The sequence below is a fragment of the Streptomyces sp. genome, assembly GCF_031178505.1.
Lineage (GTDB): Bacteria > Actinomycetota > Actinomycetes > Streptomycetales > Streptomycetaceae > Streptomyces > Streptomyces gulbargensis.
This window is the reverse complement of sequence record NZ_JAPSIW010000004.1, coordinates 26,053-44,905: the sequence shown is the minus strand read 5'-3', so window position 1 is coordinate 44,905 and position 18,853 is coordinate 26,053. Positions and strand designations below refer to the sequence as shown.

General features: G+C 67.4%; 14 protein-coding genes. 4 read left to right on the top strand and 10 right to left on the bottom strand.

The annotated features are described in order from the left end of the window. Positions 1–290 precede the first annotated feature (290 nt). Positions 291–1,115, bottom strand: a complete 825-nt coding sequence (locus tag RIF68_RS01210; RefSeq protein WP_309049214.1) for an IS5 family transposase — start codon at positions 1,113–1,115, stop codon at positions 291–293. A gap of 472 nt (positions 1,116–1,587) precedes the next feature. Between RIF68_RS01210 and RIF68_RS01205 the strand changes: the two genes are divergently transcribed. Then, positions 1,588–2,427, top strand: coding sequence for an IS5 family transposase (locus RIF68_RS01205; protein WP_309049213.1), 840 nt, complete (start codon positions 1,588–1,590; stop codon positions 2,425–2,427). Between the two features lie 51 nt (positions 2,428–2,478). On the opposite strand, the gene RIF68_RS01200 is transcribed toward RIF68_RS01205, so the two are convergent. Further along, positions 2,479–3,287, bottom strand: a protein-coding gene (locus tag RIF68_RS01200) for an IS5 family transposase (protein WP_375165656.1) whose coding sequence is annotated in 2 segments (ribosomal slippage) — positions 2,479–2,945 and positions 2,945–3,287 — 810 coding nt in all. Because the reading frame shifts where the segments join, the coding sequence is not laid out codon by codon here. Between the two features lie 665 nt (positions 3,288–3,952). Next, positions 3,953–5,761: an NAD(P)/FAD-dependent oxidoreductase gene (locus tag RIF68_RS01195; protein WP_309049211.1), complete on the bottom strand. Its 1,809-nt coding sequence runs from the start codon at positions 5,759–5,761 to the stop codon at positions 3,953–3,955. A gap of 174 nt (positions 5,762–5,935) precedes the next feature. Here RIF68_RS01195 and RIF68_RS01190 point away from each other — a divergent pair, with 174 nt between their 5' ends. After that, entirely contained in the window at positions 5,936–6,958 is a 1,023-nt protein-coding gene (locus RIF68_RS01190) for an SMP-30/gluconolactonase/LRE family protein (protein WP_309049210.1), read from the top strand. Positions 6,959–6,964: 6 nt separating this feature from the next. Here RIF68_RS01190 and RIF68_RS01185 read toward each other — a convergent pair whose 3' ends face one another. From RIF68_RS01185 to RIF68_RS01155, 7 genes are all read right to left on the bottom strand, one after another. Further along, complete coding sequence (locus RIF68_RS01185; RefSeq protein WP_309049209.1) at positions 6,965–7,555, bottom strand: helix-turn-helix domain-containing protein; 591 nt, start codon at positions 7,553–7,555, stop codon at positions 6,965–6,967. 980 nt (positions 7,556–8,535) lie between these two features. Then, positions 8,536–9,213 carry a response regulator transcription factor gene (locus RIF68_RS01180; protein WP_309049208.1) on the bottom strand — a complete coding sequence of 226 codons (678 nt, stop codon included), beginning with the start codon at positions 9,211–9,213 and terminating at the stop codon, positions 8,536–8,538. Next, positions 9,210–10,394, bottom strand: a complete 1,185-nt coding sequence (locus RIF68_RS01175) for a sensor histidine kinase (protein WP_375165657.1) — start codon at positions 10,392–10,394, stop codon at positions 9,210–9,212. Before RIF68_RS01175 ends, RIF68_RS01180 begins: the two co-directional genes overlap by 4 nt. A 95-nt stretch (positions 10,395–10,489) precedes the next feature. After that, entirely contained in the window at positions 10,490–12,727 is a 2,238-nt protein-coding gene (locus RIF68_RS01170) for an MMPL family transporter (RefSeq protein WP_309049206.1), read from the bottom strand. A 919-nt stretch (positions 12,728–13,646) separates the two neighbouring features. Beyond that, positions 13,647–14,972 (bottom strand): glycosyl hydrolase, encoded by a 1,326-nt coding sequence (locus tag RIF68_RS01165; RefSeq protein ID WP_309049205.1) that lies wholly within the window; start codon positions 14,970–14,972, stop codon positions 13,647–13,649. A 529-nt stretch (positions 14,973–15,501) separates the two neighbouring features. Further along, complete coding sequence (locus RIF68_RS01160) at positions 15,502–15,831, bottom strand: hypothetical protein (RefSeq protein WP_309049204.1); 330 nt, start codon at positions 15,829–15,831, stop codon at positions 15,502–15,504. A 19-nt stretch (positions 15,832–15,850) separates the two neighbouring features. Beyond that, complete coding sequence (locus RIF68_RS01155) at positions 15,851–17,137, bottom strand: aromatic ring-hydroxylating dioxygenase subunit alpha (RefSeq protein ID WP_279562157.1); 1,287 nt, start codon at positions 17,135–17,137, stop codon at positions 15,851–15,853. Between the two features lie 213 nt (positions 17,138–17,350). Between RIF68_RS01155 and RIF68_RS01150 the strand changes: the two genes are divergently transcribed. Both RIF68_RS01150 and RIF68_RS01145 read left to right on the top strand, forming a co-directional pair. Further along, complete coding sequence (locus tag RIF68_RS01150; protein WP_309049203.1) at positions 17,351–18,661, top strand: cytochrome P450; 1,311 nt, start codon at positions 17,351–17,353, stop codon at positions 18,659–18,661. Beyond that, on the top strand, positions 18,658–18,849 hold the full coding sequence (locus RIF68_RS01145; RefSeq protein WP_279562159.1) for a ferredoxin: 192 nt from the start codon (positions 18,658–18,660) through the stop codon (positions 18,847–18,849). Before RIF68_RS01150 ends, RIF68_RS01145 begins: the two co-directional genes overlap by 4 nt. Positions 18,850–18,853 lie beyond the last annotated feature (4 nt).

Genomic DNA, 18,853 nt, shown 5'->3' with positions numbered 1-18,853 from the left:
CGCCCCATCCGCGACGAGATCCGGACCCGCATCGAGGCCCTCGTCGCCGAGATCGACGCGCAGCGGGAGGCATGACCTCAGCGACCGACGGGACACCGCACCCGGGACGGTGACAGCCTCTCGGGGCGCGGCCCGGCGTACGACAGTTCCGAGGCTCGGCCGCATCTGCCAGGTCGGTGCTTCCCCGCCTCTCCGGACGTCGCCTCGCGTGACCTTCGCGGTCGCAAGGCCGATACTGCCCCTGCAGGACTAAGTGAGCGTTTGGTTCTCGGTTGTCTGTTTCATTTGGTTTAGCTGTCGCGCCAGTTGTGGGTGGTTTCGTGGGTGAGGCGGCGGGTCATGAGGTTGATGGCGGCGAGTTGGATCATGGCTGCGGATCGGTGGGGGTGGGTTTCGTAGTCGCGGGCCAGGCGGCGGTGGTGCATGAGCCAGCCGAGGGTGCGTTCGACGACCCAGCGGCGGGGTTGGACGTGGAAGCCGCGGGTGGTGGGGTCGCGTTGGACGATCTCGAGGTCGATTCCGAGGTGGGCGGCGTGTTCGACGGCTTTGGTCTTGTAGCCGTTGTCGGCCCAGGCTTTGGTGACGGTCGGGTGGAGTGCGGCGACCTTGGTCAGGAGCTGAGTGCCGGCCGCGGAGTCGTGGACGCTGGCGGCGGTGACGGTGACGGCCAGGAGGAGGCCGAGGGTGTCGGTGACGATGTGCCGTTTGCGTCCGATGATCTTTTTGGCTGGGTCGACGCCTTGGCTGGTCAGGGGGACGGTGGCGGAGGTTTTGATGCTCTGGCTGTCGATCAGGCAGGCGCTGGGTTCGCTGGTGCGGCCTTCGACCTGGCGGACTTTGCCGCGGAGCAGGCCGGTGAGCTGGTCGAAGATGCCGTCGGCTTCCCAGCGGGCGAAGTAGCCGTAGACGGTCTGGTGGGGTGGGAAGTCGTGGGGCAGGTAGCGCCAGGGAATGCCGGTGCGGTCGACGTAGAGGATGGCGTTCATGAGGGCGCGCAGGTCGTGGGTGGGTTTGCGGATGCCGTTGCGGGCCTGGCGCCAGGCTTCGAGGGTGGGGCGGATGAGTTCCCAGCGGGCGTCGGACAGGTCGCTGGGGTAGGGCCGTGAGGGCTGCATAAGGTCTGCGTACGTGGCGGCGGCTGGCTTGGGCAGGGCGTGTGCGGGGGTGCTGGTTGCGGGGGGCGTGCGCTCTCAACTCGGCGTGAACCGGTAGGTTTCTGAATGAGACAAGAGCTCTTGGAAGGAAACCGGCGCATTACTGCTTCGCTGATTGCTGCATAAGCCGTGTTTCCGGCGAATCGCTTCGCTGAGCTCTCAAACGGCTCCTGGAATTCCCCCTGAAACATCCAATATCAGAATCAAACGCTCACTAAAAGAGCGTTTTGTCCCGGCAAGGTTGTTTGGTGGCCCTTAGGTCGCGGACCGCCGTGGGGTCGTTGAGACGCTAGGGTCCTGCGAAGGCTGTGTGACTACAGAGGCGAGACCTCGGCCCGTTTCGATGTACTCGCTCCTGTCTGATCCCAACACGCCCCTGGTTGACGCCGTTTGCGCCCTGGGCCGGTGCCGCTCCTGACGCTACTACCGAAACATGACGCGACAGCGCCCGTATCCCAGCGACCTGTCCGACGCCCGCTGGGAACTGATCGGACCCACGCTCACCGCCTGGCGGGCCGAGCGCAGGGGCAAGGGCCTGGACATTGGCCGTCCATCCGAGCACGACCTGCGCCGCATCATGGACGCCATCCTCTACGTCGACCGCACCGGCATCCCATGGCGGTACCTGCCGCACGACTTCGCCCCCTGGGAAACCGTCTACGGCTACTTCGCCGCATGGCAGAAGGAAGGTGTCTTCGACCGGCTCAACGGCCTGCTGCGGCGCCTGGTCCGTCAGGCCGAGGGGCGGGACGCCGAACCAAGTGCCTGTGTGCTGGACGCGCAGAGCATCAAGACCTCCGCCAACGTGCCCGCAGCCGGCCAGGGCATTGACGCAGGCAAGAAGATTGCAGGTCGTAAGCGTCACCTCGGGGTCGACGCCCTCGGGCTGCTCCTGGCCGTCTGGGTGAGCGCGGCCAGCGTCTCCGACAATGCCGGCGGCATCCACCTGCTCTCCCAGATCGCCGGCACAAGCCCCCACGTGACCAAGGCATGGGCCGACACCGGATACCGCACGAAGGTGATCGACCACGGCGCCCGCCTCGGCATCGACGTCGAAGTCGTCCAGCGCAACCCTGGAACCAAAGGCTTCAAGGTGATTCCCCGGCGATGGGTGGTCGAGCGGACCTTCGGCTGGCTCATGCACCACCGCCGACTGGCCCGCGACTACGAAACCCACGCCCACCGGTCCGAAGCCATGATTCACATCGCGATGATCGACCTCATAAGCCGACGACTCACCCGCGAATCGACCCCGAACTGGCGCGATACCTGAACCTCGAACCAAACAACCTTGCCGGGACAAAACGCTCTTTAAGACGTCGTTTCACTTGGCGAGTCGACGGTGGGCGATGAGGGCTGCGGCTATGCCGACGAAGGCGAGGAAGTGTTCGGCCTTGCGTTCGTAGCGGCGGTGCAGGCGGCGGCAGCCGGCCAGCCAGGAGACCGTTCTCTCGACGACCCAGCGGTGTCGGCCCAGCCGGGTGGAAGACTCGATGCCCTTGCGGGCGATGCGGTGGCGGATGCGACGCTCGCGAAGCCATTTCCGCAGGCGGTTGTAGTCGTAGCCCTTGTCGGCGTGGAGCTTGGCAGGACGCCGGCGGCGCGGTCCGCGGCGGGATCGGATGGGCGGGATCCCGCGCACGAGCGGCTGCAGGCCGAGGCTGTCGTGCATGTTCGCGCCGGAGATGCCCAGCGACAGCGGCACGCCGTTCCGGTCGGTGATGAGGTGGATTTTCGATCCGCTCTTGCCACGGTCGGTCGGATTCGGTCCGGTCAGAGGCCCCCTTTTGCCGCCCGGACGCTGACCGAATCGATCGCGCACCGCGACCAGTCCAGCTCGCCCCGCGCACCGAGTTCGTCGAGGACGACCCGGTGGAGCCTGGCCCACACCCTGGCCTGGCTCCACTGGGCGAAGCGCCGGTAGACGGTGGGCCAGGCCGGCCCGAACACCGGCGGCAGCTGCCGCCAGGTGCAGCCCGAGGTGGCCACGAAGATGATCGCTGCCAGGCATTCGCGGTCACCGGCCCTCCGTTTGCCGCCGCCCTGCGGACGTATGACCTCCGTCGGCGGGACCACCCGCCGGAACAGCGTCCACAACTCGTCCGGCACCAACCGCTCAACCAGATCCGTCATGCACTGCTCAACGAATGATCACGCCATCAGAAACGGCCTCTAAGCGCCTGCTCTACAAACCCGAGCGTGACTGTCGTTGCTGATACCGGCAGTGACATTGGCTAGGGACGAAGCATGCAGTCGGCATCACGTTGACGTCTCCAAACCCTGCGGCGTGCGTGGCTCCACGAAGGCCCACGGTGGCTGGCGTCATCCGGGCTGACGAACCGGCCGACCATCTGGCCAGGGCGATGTTGGCGCTCCTGGACGGCCTACAGCTTCGGTGAATGCACGAACCCACCGTAGACATCGTCGCCATCGCCGAGACATTCACGCGGATACTCGCACCATCATCCGGCGTCCAGCAGGAAGAGGAGACAGCCGAATGACGCCGCCCCCCTGCGAGGATGACCGATTCGTTCGCGCTCCAAGGACCGTCCTCGGTGTGGGTGCTGGTTCCGCCCCCACATTGCCTGTTGTGTCACTGGGGTGGCTGGGGTCGCCTCAGTTCGGTGGTGCAGCCCGCTAACCGCGGCGGTGGACCGGTTCGCCACCCTCGACCGTGTGTCACAACCGGAGGAGCTGGTCGCAGCGATCCTGCTCCTTACCTTCGGCGTCACCCCGTGCCGCTCACCGGCAGCCCGGTGAGCGGCGCACCTAGACGGACGGTGGTCCGAAGACCTTCCCTACAGCTGGACAGTCCTCCTGGTCTGCAGCGCTTCGCCCATGGACTGTGCACGCCACTGCTTCAGGAGCGCGTGGAAGGCGAAGGCTCCGTGGGGGTAGGCGGTGGGGCCGTTCGGCCGGCCGCGTCCCTCGCCGTTGTAGTAGCCGGGGGTGCACTCGGCGTGGAACCACGCGTGGTCGGGGGCGTCCTCGGCCAGGGTGGCGAGCCAGGCGTCCTCGGCCTCGCGGGAGGGTTCGATGAGGGCGCCCTTCGCCTCGGCGGCCGCGACGAGTGCCGCGGCGTGGACAGCGTGCTCGTCCAGGACATGCGTGAAGTTGACGCTTGCCGCGCTCTGCGTCCCTCCCAGCTGGATCAGGTTCGGGAAGCCGTTGCTGGTGAAACCGTGCAGCGTGCGCGGTCCTCGCGCGGCCCACGCGTCCCGCAACCGGGTGCCGTCCCGGCCGCGCACGGGCAGCCGGCCCGAGTGGATGCCGGAGACGCCGACGGAGAAGCCGGTGGCGAAGATCAGGCAGTCCAGTTCGTACTCGCTTCCGCCGACCACGACGCCGCGCTCGGTCATCCGCTCGATGCCGTGGGTGTCGGCGGTGTCGACGAGGGTGACGTTGTCCCGGTTGAACGCCTGGAGGTACAGGTCGGAGAAGGTGGGGCGCTTGCACGCGTACCGGTACCAGGGCTTGAGCCTGTCCGCGGTCTCCGCATCGGCGACGATCTCCTCGACACGGGCACGGATCTCGTTCATCTTGGCGGCGTCCGCGACCTCGTAGGCCGCTTCGAAGGCTGCCCGGTCGCCAGGACGGCGGAAACTCGGCAGGAGCTTCTCCAGGAGACCGGCCGACCGGGTCCACCGGTCCGCCACCAGATCCTCCTCCGCGCTCTCGCCCGAGACGATGCGCAGGAAGTTGTCACGGCGCTCGGTCGCCCAGCCGGGTCGGTCGGCGCCGACGTCCTGGGCGGTTGTGCGGCGGTTGGCGCGCACGTCCACCGTGGAGGGAGTGCGCTGAAATACGTAGAGGTGCCGAGCGTCCTCGGCCAGTTTCGGGACGACCTGGATGCCGGTGGCGCCGGTGCCCACGATGCCCACGCGCTTGTCCGTGAGGCCGGTCAGGCCGCCGTCCGGAGTGCCGCCGGTGTAGGCGTAGTCCCAGCGCGAGGTGTGGAAGGTGTGGCCCTCGAACTTCTCGATGCTGGGGATGCCGGGCAGCTTCAGCTCGGTCAGGGTGCCGGTGGCCGTGACGACGTACGTCGCCCGGAACTTGTCACCCCGGTCGGTCGTGACGATCCACGCCTCGGACGTGTCGTCCCAGGTCAGTGACGTGACCGCCGTGGAGAACAGGGTGTCCGCGTAGAGGTCGAACTTCTCCGCGATCCGCACCGCGTGCCGACGGATCTCCTCGCCGGGCGCGTACTTCCACTCCGGCACGTAACCGGTCTCGTCGAGCAGCGGCAGGTACACGTGTGACTCGATGTCGCAGTGGATGCCCGGGTAGCGGTTCCAGTACCAGGTGCCGCCGAAGTCACCACCCTTCTCGATCACGCGGACGCTGCCGATGCCCCGCTGCCGCAACCGTGCCCCTGCGAGGATGCCGCCGAAGCCGCCGCCGACGACCGCGACGTCCACCCGGTCCCGTACCGGTTCGCGTTCGGTCGGCTCTTCCGTGTAGGGGTCGGCGGCGTAGTAGCCGAACTCGGCGTCGGCACCGAGATACTGCCGGGTGCCGTCGGGGCGCACACGCCGCTCCCGCTCGACCCGGTACCGCTCTCTGAGCTCAGCGAGTACCTCGGGAGTCAGCTCCTGTGAACGTGCCATGTGGGGGGACCTCGTTCCTTCCGGTTCGCTGGCAAGAAGCCACCTCGTCCATGAACTGAGATGCAGGGCATAGGACTTGAGCAGCCATGCACTACGGTAACAAGGACCGGACAGTGTTGTCCGGTTGGCCCTCAGGTTGCTTCCGCATACTTTCGGACAGGAAAAGTGATTCGCATGCGACGACTCCCGATCCGCCCGCTCGCCGGGCTCGCCGGCCTCGCTGTACTGGCCCTCACCGGATGCGGTACGCAGACGGCCGACGCCACGGCGGACCCGGGCGCCATCGGAGGGGACCGGACCCTCCGCGCGCAGCAGGTCATGCGCCTGACCGAGGTGCACGAGCAGACCGGGATGACCCTGCTGGAGGGCCCGGTCTTCGACAAGGACGGCAGGCTGCTCGTCGTCGACGTCACCGCGCCGGCCGGCGCGCCGAAGGTGCTGCGCGTGAATGTCCGGAAGAACACGTCCGAGCAGTTCCACACCGACGACCGAGGAAACTACACCTCGGCCCAGTTCAGCCCGTACGACGGACGGATCTACCTGACCGACTTCTCCAGCGGCGACATCGTCAGTCTCGCCCCGGACGGCGGTGATCCGCGGACCTTCTTCTCCGGCGGGGTCGACGGAGCGCCGATGAATCCCGACGACCTCGCCTTCGATCGGGAGGGAAACCTGTACGTCAGTGACTCGCGCGGCATGTCGGAGGGCGAGGCGAAGGGACGCGTGGTGCGCATCGACCGCTCGGGGAAGGACGCCACAGTCCTGGCAGACGGCCTCGCCGCGCCGAACGGCATCTCCTTCGACGCGGACTACCGAGGGCTGTGGTTCAGCGAGCTGACGCAGAACCGCATCTCCTACCTTCTCCTGGACAAGGAGGGTGCCGTGGCCTCCCGGCACACCGCGATCCGGGTCGACGGCGGCATCGCGCAGACCGACTCCATCGCCGTGGACGCCGACGGCAACCTCTACCAGGGACTGCACGGCCGGCCAGCGATGGCGGTCTACAGTAAGAACGGTGAGCGCGTGGCGACCGTGGAGGTCCCGGGCCGTGCCGCCGATGGGCTGGAGTCGGCGACCAACGTGGCCATCACGCCCGGCGGGACCCGGGCCTACATGACCGTCAGCGGGCCGGACGGGGGCTACCTGTACGCCTTCGACGCGCTCGCGGAGGGAGTACGGCAGTCCAATGGCGGCTGACGTCGGTCACTCTTCGTAAGGCCGCACCGGCCCCACCTCGACGCCCAGCAACCGCCAGGCCGCCTGTGCCCGGCGTTCCCGGTGCTCGCGGGTGGGGCCGGTGGCAGCCCCGGATACCATGGCGATGGCGATCATCAGGTCATCAGGATGGCCAGCAAGCCGGTGACCGCCCGGCAGGCGTGCCCGCACAGCCTGTTCAACACGCTTCGACAGCGCGGCGGCATACGCGAGGGCACTAGAGCGGCTGGATGCACCATGCGTGTGGAGAATGCCCAGGAAGGCCGTCGACTCGGTCACATGCCAGGTGAGCACACCCAGAATTCTCACGATGTCCGAGGCGTCCGCCGCCGCAACCTGCTCGATCTGCCTGACATTCTCTTCCAGCACCGCGGTGCCTATGGCGGCCCGGTCGGGGAAGTGCCGGTACAGCACTCCCTGACCAACGCCGGCACGGCGCGCGATCGCGGACAACGGTGCGTCCAGACCGTGCTCCGCGTAAATTTCCCGGGCGGCGGCGATGAGAGCAACGCGGTTGCGAGCGGCGACCTTACGTCCCTGATTGCCGGAAGGCTGTTCGTCAGACAGAGGTCGTGTCACGCGAAGAGGGTACTCCCGCAAGGCGCCGCATCGCGCCCGCACCAGAAGCACCAGGAGGCACGCCGACTCCAAGCTGCTGCCATGGTCAGCGCCCCCCTCCCCTGCCACCGCACCAGCACCAGCACCGAGTGCCGCGTCACCATCGCGGTCCGTCCAGGACAGCCCCGGCGCCGATCGAGACCAGGCGTGAGGACCGGCTCCTGCTTCAACTCCGGAGCCTACGTACAGCAACGGCGAAGAAGTGGGCTTGTTCGCGGACAACCCGCCGGCCTCGAGCGATCCACTCCCGGCGCCTGCGCAACGGGCGGTCCTCGCGGCCCTGGTCTCCGTCCTCATCATCGCCAGCCGGCCCCAGAACTCGAACGACCAGCCCGAGACCGCGACCCCGCGGGCAAGTCCGGCAGAGCGCGGCACCCGGGGGACCGAGTTCCCCGCACACCGGTCCGATGGCTCGGGTGGAAGTCCGGCACACGCCGCGGTCATCACCTGCCCCGGCATCGACCGCACCCGCATCGAGCAAGCCCGAGGTAGCACAGCCCTGGGGCGGTGGAGCCGGCATCGTGGTCCCAACCGCCAGCCACCTCTACCGCATCAACGCCGATAGGCAGGCACAGGAGTACACCGGCAAAGCCAGCGTCTGGACCGTGCTGCGCAAATATACCGAGCGGGTCTTCACCAGCCCCACGAAGCCCAACACCACCGACACCATCAGCGGGAACTCCAGGAACAGAACGGTCCACAAAGACCTGGACCGTCATCGGTGACCCCGCCGATCGGGGTGAACGAGGGTGATGGCCAGAACGTTGTGCGCACCCCACCGGCAGTGCACGTGCACCCCGTCCACGGATGCCCGCCCACCGCTGGCACCAGCACCCCCGCGAACGCGGCGGCCGAGGCCCGGGCGAGCGGGACAGTACGGCCCATGTAGCGCAGCACGGCCGTGTCATCGGGGCGACCGGGCAACAACGCTCGGGAGGTGGTCAACCGCCGAGGTCCGGTCGGACAAGGCCGCTCTGGTAGGCGATCACGACCAGTTGAGCCCGGTCGCGTGCGTCGAGCTTGGTCATCGCGCGGGAGATGTGGGTGCGTACCGTCAGATGGCTGAGGACCAGCTGGTCGGCGATCTCATGGTTCGACTTGCCCAGCGCGGCCAGTGCCATGACCTCACGTTCACGCTCGGTGAGCAGGGTGAGACGCTCTGGCGCGGCGAGGGGCACGTGGTCGGCCGGGGAGGCCAGGAAGCGGGTGATCAATGCCCGGGTGGCCGTAGGGGAGAGCAGGGAGTCTCCCGCCGCCACGGTACGGATGCCCGCCAACAGGACGTCGGGGCCGACGTCCTTGCCGAGGAATCCGCTCGCCCCGGACCGCAGGGCGAGGGCGACATTCTCGTCGTTCTCGAAGGTGGTGAGGATCAGGACCCGGGTGCTCGACAGCTCGGTCCGGGCGCAGATGTCCGCAGTGGCGGCCAGTCCGTCGGTGCCCGGCATGCGGATGTCCATGAGGACGACGTCGGGGTGGTGCTCGAGGGTCAGTTGCACGGCCTGCTGCCCGTCAGTTGCCTCTGCTACGACCGTCATGTCCGGGTCGGAGTCGATAAGGATGCGGAAGGTGGCCCGGAGCAGCGCCTGATCGTCGGCGAGCAGAACGCGGATGGTCATGAGGTGCTCTCCTCGGAGCTGGGAAGGGGAAGCGCGCAGGCGACTTCGAAACCGCCTCCGGGCCGCGGGCCGGCGTGGAACGTTCCCCCTGCCGACAAGGCACGTTCGCGCATGCCGAGCAGTCCGAAGCCACGAGAGGCGGCAGCAGCCGAGGGAGGTGAGCCGGCTTCGTTGGTGATGGTGAGTGTCAGGTAGTGAGCGGTGTAGTCCAGCCGCACCCGCGCGGAGGGTGTGGCGGCGTGCTTGGTGACATTGGTCAGTGCTTCCTGGACGATCCGGTATGCCGTGAGGTCCAGGCCGGGCGTGAGTGCTTGTGGCTGGCCCTCGGTGCTGACGGATACGTCCAGGCCCGCTGACGCGCACGTTTCGACGAGCTGCGGCAGCTGGTCGAGGCCCGGTGCGGGAGCCAGCTCCTGGGAGTCGGTGTCCTGACGCAGCAGGCCGACGGTGGCCTTGAGCTCACGGAGGGCCGCGGCGGTCACTTCCGGCAACTTCTCGATCATGGCGATGGCCTGGTCGGGACGGGTCCGGGCCAGATGGGCGGCGGTGCCGGCCTGGGCATTGGCGAGCGCGAGGTGGTGGGCGACCACGTCGTGCAGTTCGCGTGCGATGCGCATGCGCTCCTGAATCACCCGCCGGCGTGCCTCCTCGTCCCGCTCCTGGGCGGCATGGTCGGCGCGGGCGACGGCGTACTCGCGGCGCACGCGCACGTAGCTGCCGAAGGAGGCGACCATCAGGACCCAGGCCGCCGGATTGACCAAGCCGATGATCCACTCGTGCGGAAAGTCTGTGGTAATGAAGCCGACGAGCGCGATACCGGCGGCGGCTGCCAGGGCGGTGTACCAGGTGGTCCTACGATCAGGACGCAGACTCACGGTGTACTGCGCGAGCAGCATCGGCCCCATGAGCAACGGCGTCATGAGGTACCCCAGGAACCCCTCGGTCATGATGCATACCGTGGTCACCAGAAGTACGAGAAGCGGGTGGCTGCGGCGGCGCAGCAATGCCGCACAGGCCAGGACGGACAGCATCAGGCCGGGCCAGAGGACGAGCGGCTCCTCGGCCGCGACCGCCCGGGTGAGGAAGACACCGCCTACGGTGAAGGCGAGCAGCAAGCCCGTAGTCGCCACTTGAACCGTGTAGGGACGGTCAGCGGCGCGGCTTTTCCATCGTGCACTCATCGTCATACTCCGAGGTGAGACCAGCCGGTTCAGGGTGACAGAAGCGCCGCGGCACCGATGCATCGGCACCGCGGCGCGTCTGCGCCTGATTCGTCTCAGAACGTGCGGGCCGACTCCCGCGGGTGAGCCTCAGGGCCCGTCGGGGCCGGCGCCTGAGCCTGTGAGGTGAGTCCGGTGCCCTCGACGTCGACCCGGGGGAGCGCCTTGTCGAGCCACCCGGGCAGCCACCATGCCTTGTCGCCCAGCAGGGTGAGTACGGCGGGCACCAGGGCCATGCGAACGACGAAGGCGTCGAAGAAGACCGCGACAGCGAGGCCGAACCCGATCGTCTTGATCATGGACTCTCCGGATCCGATGAAGCCGGAGAACACCGCCATCATGATCACGGCCGCGGCGACGACCACGCGGGCGCTGTGCCTGAAGCCGCTCACCACGGCCTGGCCGGGGCGCTCACCGTGGACGTACGCCTCGCGCATGCGGGAGACGAGGAAGACCTCGTAGTCCATGGCCAGGCCGAACACGATGCCCACCAGGAAGATCGGCATGAGGCTCATGATCGGGCCGGTCTGCTCCACGCCCAACAGTTCGGCACCCCAGCCCCACTGAAAGACCGCGACGACCGAGCCGAGCGAGGCGAGTACCGACAGCAGGAACCCGAGAGCCGCCTTGACGGGCACGAGTATGGACCGGAAGACCACCAGGAGCAGCAGCAGGGACAACAGCACGATGACGGCCAGGTAGGGCACGAGAGCGTTCTGCAGGGCCTGGGCGACGTCGATGTCCATCGCGGTGCTGCCGGTGACCTCGAAGGTCGCACCGGTGTCCCCCTCCAGACCGGGACGCTCCGCCCGGATGGTCTGGACGATGTCCTTCGTGGCCTCCTCGTTCGGTCCGGTGGCGGGCACAGCGGAGAAGAGTGCGGTGTCCCCGGTCTCGTTGAACCGCGGGGGCGTGACGGACACGACGCCGTCGGTGCCCTTGATCTGCTCGGCCATCGCGGTTGCGGCCCTCTGTGGGTCGGTGGCTCCCCTGACGTCGGCGACGATGGTCAGCGGTCCGTTGAAGCCCGCACCGAAGCCGTCGGCCAGCGCGTCGTAGGCACGTCGCTCCGTCGTCGACGTGGGCTTCGCCTCATCGCCGGGCATGCCCATCTCCAGCTGAGCGACGGGCAGGGCCAAGACTCCCAGACCGGCTACACCCAGCACAAGGACCGCCACGGGACGCCTCATCACAAAGCGAGCCCAACGGGTGCCGCCGTTGACAGCGGACCCGAAACGGGATCCGGTGCCGCCGCCCCGCTTCCCTGTCTTGCGGACCTTCCGGGAAAGGACGGCGTTCGGCCACATGCCGAGCAGCGCGGGTACAAGGGTCAGGGCGACCAGGACGCCGATGGCGACCGCTCCGGCGGCGCACAGGCCCATCTTGGTCAGCATTGGCACGCCGACCACGGACAGGCCGGCGAGCGCGATGATCACGGTCAGACCGGCGAAGACCACGGCGGAACCGGCCGTGCCGACCGCGAGGCCCGCCGCTTCCCGCGGGTCGTGTCCGTTTGCGCGCTCCTCCCGGTAGCGGGAAACGACGAAGAGGGCGTAGTCGATACCGACCGCAAGCCCGAGCATCGAGGCGAGCGTGCCGGTGGTCATGGACAGGCCAAGGGCGCTGCCGAGAGCGAGGATCGCGCACATGCTGACACCGACGCCGATGACGGCGGTGAGCAGCGGCAGCCCGGCCGCGGCCAGAGAGCCGAAGGTGATCAACAGGACGACGGCAGCGAGGGCGATGCCGATCGCCTCGGCAGAGCCTCCCGCGGCAGGCTGTGAGGCAAGAGCCGTGCCGCCCACCTCCACGGTGAGCCCCGAGCCGCGAGCCTTCTCGATGACCCTCTCGAGGCTGTCCTTGCTGGTGTCGGTCAGGTCGCCGGACTTGACCTTGTAATTGACCGTTGCGTACGCGGTCGAGGCGTCCTTGCTGACCGCGCCGGCCTTGAAGGGATCGACGGCGCTGTCCACCTGAGAGCCCTCGGCCGCCGTGGACACCAGCTCCTCGATGGCAGCGCGTTTGTCCTCGGTGGTCACCTTCTCCCCGCCGGGGGCGATGAAGACGATGCGGGCGTTGGCGCCGTTGGCGTCCGAGCCGGGGAATCGCTCCCCAATCAGATCGAACGCCTTCTGGGCCTCGATGCCGGGCATGAACGACGTGCCGTCATCGCCCGCGGCCGGGGCCTTGGCGGCGCCGAGACCGACACCGCCGAGGACCACCGCCCAGAGCAAGGTCACCAGCCAACGCCGCCTGAAGGCGGTGCGGCCCAGTCTGTACAGGAAGGTAGCCACGAGAAGGGTCTCTCCAAAGTCTGTTCTCAGGTAGGTACCAAGGCTCTCCTTCCAAGTGCTGCCGGGGCATCGTGTCAGTGCAGTGACCTGGTCCTCGTGGCTACGCAGCAGGCGCGGGCCATCCTCGTGCAGAACGACGACGTGGTTCTCCTACCTGAGGATGACCACTGGGGTGAAAAGGCCTAATGGGCCGGATTCCACCGGCCGCGGCACCGGGGTTGCTTCAGGCCAGGACGAGCTGGCGCGGCAAGGGCGGAGCGCAGAAGTCCACCGCGCGCCTGACACAGACCATCGAGCTTTCAGGCTCGATGCACGAGGACGTAGGCGGCGGGGACCGCTTCGCGCTGGCCGTACTGCGCCGTGGCTGAAGGCGACGACCCGAGAGATGTATCTGCTGATCGCCCCAGGGGTATGGAGCGAGCAGACACAGCGGCGCCTGGCCAAGCTCCGCGAGGAGGGGTGGTGGACCGGGTTACGCTGCCCCAGGCCAGTCGCATGCGCTGCCGGTTCCTCGCCAGTACGGGACGCAGATCGCCTCCGAATGGCCCGAACTGGGCAGCTGGCGACCATCGCGGACAGTGTCCGACCGCACCGCCGCCCGGCTGCGCGTCGCACATACCCTGACGGTGGCCCGTGCCGGGCTCGCGTTCGTCCAGGGCTCCCGGGAACGGGGAGACGAGCCAGCCCCTGGACTGGATCCCCGAGGTTCACTCCCCTCGGAGGGGGTGAGGCCGTCATCCCCGACGCCCTCCTCTACTACCGGCACCGCGCCGACGACGGTGGTGGGGGCAGTTCGATGCTGCGAGCCTTCGTCGAAGTCGACCGGGCCGCCATGGGCGCCCCGAATGCCTCGCCGCCAAACTCGGCGCATACGCCCGCCTCCACCACGCTGAGCGGCCCGTCCCGCCCGCCGGTTTGTCTACACGCGCTCCAGGACGATCAGATAGATCGCGTTGGGTGGCAAGTCGACGATCTCGGTGTGGGTCCTGCCGGGTCTGATGACCCTCTTGTCGACCAGCTGGAGCTCTGCCTTGACCGGATCGGCGAAGTAGTTGCTCGTCGACTGGTCGATCCGGTACATGAGCCGACGGACCGGACCGTGCCTGAGGTCCGACGGCATCCGGGACATGTCAATGGTGGCCCGGTAACTACGGTCGTTCACGTGCTGCCAGTTCCAGACCATGAGGGACGCGCCGGTCCGGTCCTTCGACGCCAGCGCGTAGACACCGTTGTCCCCTTCGAGGCTGTCCTTCGGGACGGCGGACACCCGGGTGTCCTTCATCCTCGACTGCATCAGCAGCATGTTCCCATATGGAGTGAAGGTGTCGGTGGCCGGTCCGTAGGGCGTGCGGGTCACCAACTGGTCCTTGCGTTCCTCGACACGGTGCCGGACACACCAGTTGAACATGTAGGTGTCCGGCTGGTTCGCGAACAGGTAGCCGTAAGTGGCCATGCCGGCCGCCTGCCGAATGTAGTCCTTCTTGGGATCGGTGTCGTCGTAGGCCGGACCGGGATAGATGCCCGTCTCGGTGACATAGCTCGGGATGTCCCGGCGGATGCGGCGCTCCTCCAGCCATCCGCGCAGGGTCTCCCGCTGCGACGCCACCACTCTCAGGTCACCGTTGTACATCGTCGGTACCTGGTAGTCGTCGTCCCAAGCGAGGTAGGCGTGGTACGAGAGGAAGTCCAGACGCTTGCGCGGGTCCTTGTCGGCTGCGAAGTCGTCGAGGAAGGGCTTCATCCACTTCGGGTCCATGTACATCAGCGCCGGTCCGCCGAGCTGGAGCCGGTCCGCACGCCGGAGGTGCCTGTTGACCTGATGGACGGCCTCGTAGTACGGCTCGTAAAAGCGGTACAGATCGCCGGGTTGCAACGTCGTTTGGTCCGCCGGGCGTCCCTGCTGGCGCTGCTGTCCGTGGAACTGCCAGTCCGGCTCGTTGAACGCCTCGACGTACTTGACGCGGGGGTACTTCTCCTTGATCCTCTGCAGGATCAGTTTGAGCATCGCCTCCAGGTCCTGCATCGGCCGCTTGCCCTCGACGAAGTCCGTCGGGTTCAGGTTGATCAACAGCGAGTCGGACACCGTGCTCGCCTCGGTGAGATAGGCGTCTAGCCTGGAGAAGTCGCAGGTCCGGGTCTTGAGATCGCACTGGTTGAAGACGTTGTCCGCGGCGGAGGCATTGGGACTGCTGACCCACACGCGATAGACGTCGCCGTGCAACCCCTGCTTGTTCAGGTACTCCACATCGCCGGCACGTTGCTTGGGCCATGCCGTGACGTTGCCGAAGTTGTTCAGCCGCTCTGGACGCGGCAGTTCGCCCTGCTGCGAGCCGAAATCGACTGATACCTTCGCTGAGGAGATGGACGCGTGCGGCTCATCGGCCTGCGCCGCGACGGACTGAACCGACGTAGTGACGAGGAGTGCGGCGATCGCTGTCGCTGTCGACCCCAGCCTGATGGGGCGCCTTCTGGTTGTCCGCATCTGGACGCAACCTCACTTCCGGGAGCCATAAGGACCATTGAGGCAGGTGGGTAAGGCTGATCGGTGATGGCCGAGTACGCCGCGGGTGACACGCTAGCCATGTCACGTTCATGTCATCCCCCCTGGAGCGCACCAGAGGCCGCTCAGCCGTCAGCATACGGGCCCCCATACACCTTGAGAAGGCTGATTGCAAACTGCGAGAATAGCACTCTGCACTGTGGCAAGTGACACGCTCAGGTGTGAGCTCGTCGTTGAAGCCGGGCGAACGGTCAACTCGGAGTCTGTCGGTGCTTCAGACCGTCGGCTCGAGGACCGCGTCGATGCTGGAGGCGCCCGAGTCGGGCACCCTGGGCTGGCGCCACGCTTCCACGGAGAAGGCGACGGTCACCAGCGAGCAGAACAGCCACAGCAGGCGCTTGTCGGGCTCGGAGATGCCCTCCATCGGGGTCTTCTCCAGGTAGGCGGTGCCGGACTTCAGGAGCGGGAAGGCAACGTCGTAGAACGCGTCGAGCTCGTCCATCGTGCTGGAGATCCGCTTGGCGTAGCGGGCCTTCTCCGTCGGGATCGCCCAGTCGACGAACGGGTCCAGGGCCTCGAAGCCCTCGGGGAATGCACTGGCCATGGTGGGGTCCTCCTCGGGGTCAGGACGCTGCCGGGGCGCCGGACGTACGGCGCTGGTGCTCGCGGACGTGCTCCTCGGCGGAGCGGTGGAGGTGCCGCAGGAGTACTTCCTGGTCGTTCAGCGGGAAACGGTCGACCGTGCCCGACTCGAGCATGGTCTGGGTCGCTTCCAGCGTGTTGCCGTCCTGGAGGCCGTACTCCTTGAACGACACGGCGGCCAGTTCCTGCTGGAGCCGCTCGAAGGCGTTCTTGGGCGGGACGAAGTAGCACGTCCCCTCGAAGATGTGGGTGTTGTACGAGGTCGGCCAGTAGTGGTACGTGAGCACCCAGTTCGGCCGCCAGACGAGCAGCATGAAGTTGGGGAAGAAGACGAAGGAGTCCATGCCCCAGCGCGGGTCGCGTGTGGGGTTGATGGCCGGCGGCAGCTCCTCGGTGGTCATTCCGATGTCCGGCGCGTCCCACGGGCCGAACAGACCACTGCGCAGCGCCGCCTCGATGGGCTTGACCATCTCGCGGTCGTGCGGCGGGGCGATGCCGCCCCAGGACGACACCATGCTGTGCGGGCCGTCGATGTCGTAGTGGAGCCCTTCGTACCCGTACTTGGCGATCCGGCGGGCCTGGTCGGGCGTGTACTGGCCGGAGTGCAGGATCGGCGCGTGGTAGAACTCGGCGAACGCGTCGATGAAGAGCTTCCAGTTGCTGCCGATCTCGGCGCGGTACTTGTGCACCTGGGTCAGCTTGTGGAACGGGTACCCCTCGATGCCCTTGGCCAGCTCGCCCAGGTACTCCCGAAGTGGCGTGGTGTTCTCGGTGTCGAGGTTGACGAAGATGAACCCTTCCCACACCTCGGCCCGGACCTGCTTGAGACCGTAATCCGACTTGTCCAGATCGAAGAACTCGCCCTCCTGCTGGACGAAGGCGAGCTTGCCGTCCAGGTCGTAGCGCCAGGCGTGGTACTTGCACGTGAACTGGCGGCAGACGCCGCTGGTCTCCTCCCGCGGGAAGTCGTTCCAGACGAGCTTGTTGCCGCGGTGCCGGCACACGTTGTGGAAGGCGCGCACCTCTCCGTCGGTGCCGCGCACCACGATGACGGAGGTCCGAGCGGCGTCCAGCTCCTTGGTGAAGTAGCTGCCCTTGCGCGGGAGCTGCTCGACGCGTCCGACGTTGAGCCAGGTGCGCTTGAAGATCGCCTCCCGCTCCAGTTCGTAGTGCTCGGGCGAGGTCGAGTCCGCGTAGGAGACCGGCTCGGTGTCGACCTTGAGATGCTCGGTCCAACTACCCTCTTCGGGCTTCTTGAAATGCGCCATGGGGTCGGGTCCTCCAGTTGACGACGCCGCTCGTACAGCTCGCTCGGTAACTGTGATCTCGATCTGTGAGAACGGTATTCTCCTTTTTGCGTAACCGTCAAGGACGCGAGGTCGACTCGAAGGAGGGTTTCCTCGATAACTCCCTTCTCCGTAGCAGATATGCAAGCTATCGTCCCCGTTCAACGGGCAAGACGAAGGAGGCGTTCTCACTCCATGACGGACCATGACGCGATCGACTTCTTCCGGGACGACGCGCTCGTCACGGATCCCTACCCCTACTTCGAGCACCTGCGGGCGCGATGCCCTCTGCAGCGCGAACCGCACCACGACGTGGTCATGGTGACGGGCTATGAAGAGGCGGTGCAGATCTACAACGACCACGAGACGTTCTCGTCGTGCACGTCGGTCACTGGCCCGTTCCCCGGGTTCCCAGTCCCCCTGGAAGGGGACGACGTCAGTGAGCTGATCGCACGGCACCGCGACGAGCTGCCCATGAGCGACCAGCTGCCCACCCTCGATCCGCCCGTGCACACCGCCCATCGCGCCCTGCTGATGCGCCTGATCACGCCCAAGCGCCTCAAGGAGAACGAGGCCGCCATGTGGCGCATCGCCGACGGGGTCCTGGAAGACTACCTGCCCCGGGGTGAGGGGGACCTCGTCCGCGACTTCGCGGGCCCCTTCACCATGCTCGTCATCGCCGACCTGCTCGGCGTGCCCGAGGAGGATCGCGCGGAGTTCCGGGCCAGGCTCCAGCGCCCGGAGGCGCACGGGGCCGGCATCGGCAGCACCGGCGAAGAGGTCCTGGAGCAGTCACCCTTGGAGTTCCTCTACGCGCGGTTCACGACGTACATCGAGCAGCGCCGCCGCGAGCCACGCGAGGACGTCCTGACGGGTCTGGCCACCGCGACCTTCCCCGACGGCTCGATCCCCGAGGTCGCCGACGTCGTCCGTGTCGCCGCCAACCTGTTCGCGGCCGGCCAGGAGACGACCGTCCGCCTGCTCGGCTCAGCGCTGCGGACCCTCGCCGAGCGTCCCGAGCTGCAACGGCTGCTGCGGGCCGAACGCCGGCGCGTCCCCGCGTTCATCGAGGAGTCACTGCGCACGGAAAGCCCGGTCAAAGGCGACTTCCGACTGGCGCGGACAGCCACGACGGTGGGCGGGGTCGATCTCCCGGCCGGCACCACGGTGATGCTCGTCAACAGCGCCGCGAACCGCGATCCGCGCCAGTTCACCGATCCCGAAATCTTCGACCTCGAGCGGGCCAACGCCCGGCGGCACATCGCCTTCGGTCGCGGCATCCACAGCTGTCCGGGCGCGCCGCTGGCCCGGGCCGAGGCGCGGGTGGCGATCGAACGCCTGCTGGACCGCACGACGGACATCAGGATCTCCGAGCGGGCGCACGGGCCGGCCAGCAACCGCCGCTACAGCTACGTCCCGACGTTCATCCTGCGCGGACTGACCCAACTGCACCTCGAGTTCGACACCGTCAAGACCGCCGACAGCACCGGGAGCGAGGCGCGATGAAGGTCACGGTCGACGACGACCGCTGCCGCGGGCACGGGGTTTGCTGTGGCATCTGTCCCGAGGTCTTCGACCTGAGCGACGACGGGTACTCCATGGTCCTGCTGTCCGAGGTCCCCACCGAGCACGAGCAGTCCGTGCGCAGGGCCGCCGCCCTGTGCCCCGAGCGCGCCATCACGACCACGGGCTGACGAC

Coding starts and splice junctions, on each gene's coding strand:
- RIF68_RS01145 (WP_279562159.1), top strand. CDS start 18,658: ATGAAGGTCACGGTCGACGACGACCGCTGCCGCGGGCACGGGGTTTGC.
- RIF68_RS01195 (WP_309049211.1), bottom strand. CDS start 5,761: ATGGCACGTTCACAGGAGCTGACTCCCGAGGTACTCGCTGAGCTCAGA.
- RIF68_RS01155 (WP_279562157.1), bottom strand. CDS start 17,137: ATGGCGCATTTCAAGAAGCCCGAAGAGGGTAGTTGGACCGAGCATCTC.
- RIF68_RS01205 (WP_309049213.1), top strand. CDS start 1,588: ATGACGCGACAGCGCCCGTATCCCAGCGACCTGTCCGACGCCCGCTGG.
- RIF68_RS01175 (WP_375165657.1), bottom strand. CDS start 10,394: ATGAGTGCACGATGGAAAAGCCGCGCCGCTGACCGTCCCTACACGGTT.
- RIF68_RS01210 (WP_309049214.1), bottom strand. CDS start 1,115: ATGCAGCCCTCACGGCCCTACCCCAGCGACCTGTCCGACGCCCGCTGG.
- RIF68_RS01160 (WP_309049204.1), bottom strand. CDS start 15,831: ATGGCCAGTGCATTCCCCGAGGGCTTCGAGGCCCTGGACCCGTTCGTC.
- RIF68_RS01150 (WP_309049203.1), top strand. CDS start 17,351: ATGACGGACCATGACGCGATCGACTTCTTCCGGGACGACGCGCTCGTC.
- RIF68_RS01190 (WP_309049210.1), top strand. CDS start 5,936: ATGCGACGACTCCCGATCCGCCCGCTCGCCGGGCTCGCCGGCCTCGCT.
- RIF68_RS01180 (WP_309049208.1), bottom strand. CDS start 9,213: ATGACCATCCGCGTTCTGCTCGCCGACGATCAGGCGCTGCTCCGGGCC.